The organism is Streptomyces sp. NRRL B-24572 (assembly GCF_002156145.1).
GTDB classification, from domain to species: Bacteria; Actinomycetota; Actinomycetes; order Streptomycetales; family Streptomycetaceae; genus Streptomyces; species Streptomyces vietnamensis.
Genome location: NZ_MWIG01000849.1, coordinates 1 through 1424, shown reverse-complemented (window position 1 = coordinate 1424; position 1424 = coordinate 1). Strand labels below are relative to the sequence as shown.

General features: G+C 77.0%; 2 protein-coding genes. One reads left to right on the top strand and one right to left on the bottom strand.

Annotation, left to right across the window (positions count from 1 at the left end):
* Window positions 1-430: 430 nt before the first annotated feature.
* Window positions 431-820, top strand: coding sequence for a hypothetical protein (locus tag CCN56_RS37120; RefSeq protein ID WP_086832117.1), 390 nt, complete (start codon window positions 431-433; stop codon window positions 818-820).
* Window positions 821-855: 35 nt separating this feature from the next.
* Here CCN56_RS37120 and CCN56_RS37115 read toward each other — a convergent pair.
* A partial coding sequence (locus CCN56_RS37115; RefSeq protein WP_107484290.1) for an ABC transporter ATP-binding protein occupies window positions 856-1424 on the bottom strand: 569 nt, incomplete at its 5' end.

The following is a 1424-nucleotide window of genomic DNA, read 5'->3' as shown; positions in this document are numbered from 1 at the left end:
GAGCCCGTAGCGCCGGGGCGAGGCGGCCTCGGGCGCGTCGGGTGGTGGCGCTGCGCGCCCCGGCGCTACGGGCTCCGGTGCTGCGCGCCCCGGCACTGCGCGCCCCGGCGCGTCGCGCCCTGGTGCGTCGGGCCCCGCGATTCCCGCTCAGGACGACCGAGGCCCGGACGGCGCGGGCTCCGCCGCCCCTGCCGCTCCCGGCGTTCCCGGCGCCGGGCGCGCCTCGGACTGGTGGCATACGGACACCGAGGACACCAAGGACACCGACGACGACTTCCTCGGCTTCGTCGGCGGCATCGAGCGCCCCGACCTCTTCACGCCCCCGGAGGAGGACGAGGCGGCCGAGGACGAGGCGGCCGGGGCCCCCGTGCCGGGGAAGCGCCGCCGACTGGCCCGTGTCCTCCGGCGCCGCAGGGCGGAGGCGCCGGCCGTGGAGGAGGCGCCCGAGGGAGAGACCGAGGGGGCCGCCCCGGCCCGTGCCCGTCTCGCGAACCCCTTCGTGCTGCTCGCCGCGCTGCTCCTGCTCGGCGGCGCGGTCTTCGGCTCGCTGGTGGCCCTCGCGGCGGGCTGGCTCCTCGCGTACGCCTCCCGCCGGCTGACCCCGGCCGAGGTCAAGGGCGCCGTCCTGGTGATCCCCGGCCTCAGCGCCGCGACCGGGATCCTCTGGCTGTGGGGCCGCGTCCAGGGCCGCTGGGGCGAGGCGGTGGCCCCGGGCGGCGAGGCGATGGGCGCGGCGATCTCCGAGACGTGGCCGTGGGTCCTGCGGGGTGCGGCGATCGCCTCGGCCCTGTTCCTGCTCTGGCGCTCCCGCAAGCACTGACCCGCGCCCGTTGTGGGCCCGCACGGCGGCGCGGGTCAGTTCGGGGCCGGGGTTTCCGCATGCCACGGCGCCCCCGGCACCACCAGCGGTGACCCCGTCACCGGGTCCGGGACCACCACCGACGACAGCCCGAAGACGTCCCGTACGAGCTCCGCCGTCACGATGTCCGACGGCGCGCCCTCCGCGATCACCCGCCCCGCCTTCATGGCGACGAGGTGGTCGGCGTACCGCGCGGCCTGGTTCAGGTCGTGGAGGACGAGGACGACGGTCCGCCCGCGGAGCCGGTTGAGGCGGCGGACCAGGTCGAGGACCTCCACCTGGTGGGAGATGTCCAGGTAGGTGGTGGGCTCGTCGAGGAGCAGCAGGTCCGTCTCCTGCGCGAGGGCCATCGCGATCCACACCCGCTGCCGCTGCCCGCCCGACAGCGCGTCGACGGACCGGTCGGCGAGCGCGGCGACGTCGGTGCGTTCCATGGCGTCGGCGACGGCCCGTTCGTCCTCCTCCGACCACTGCTTCCACCAGGCCTGATGCGGCTGCCGGCCCCGGGACACCAGGTCGGCGACGGTGATCGCCTCGGGCGCGACGGGCGTCTGCGGCAGCAGCC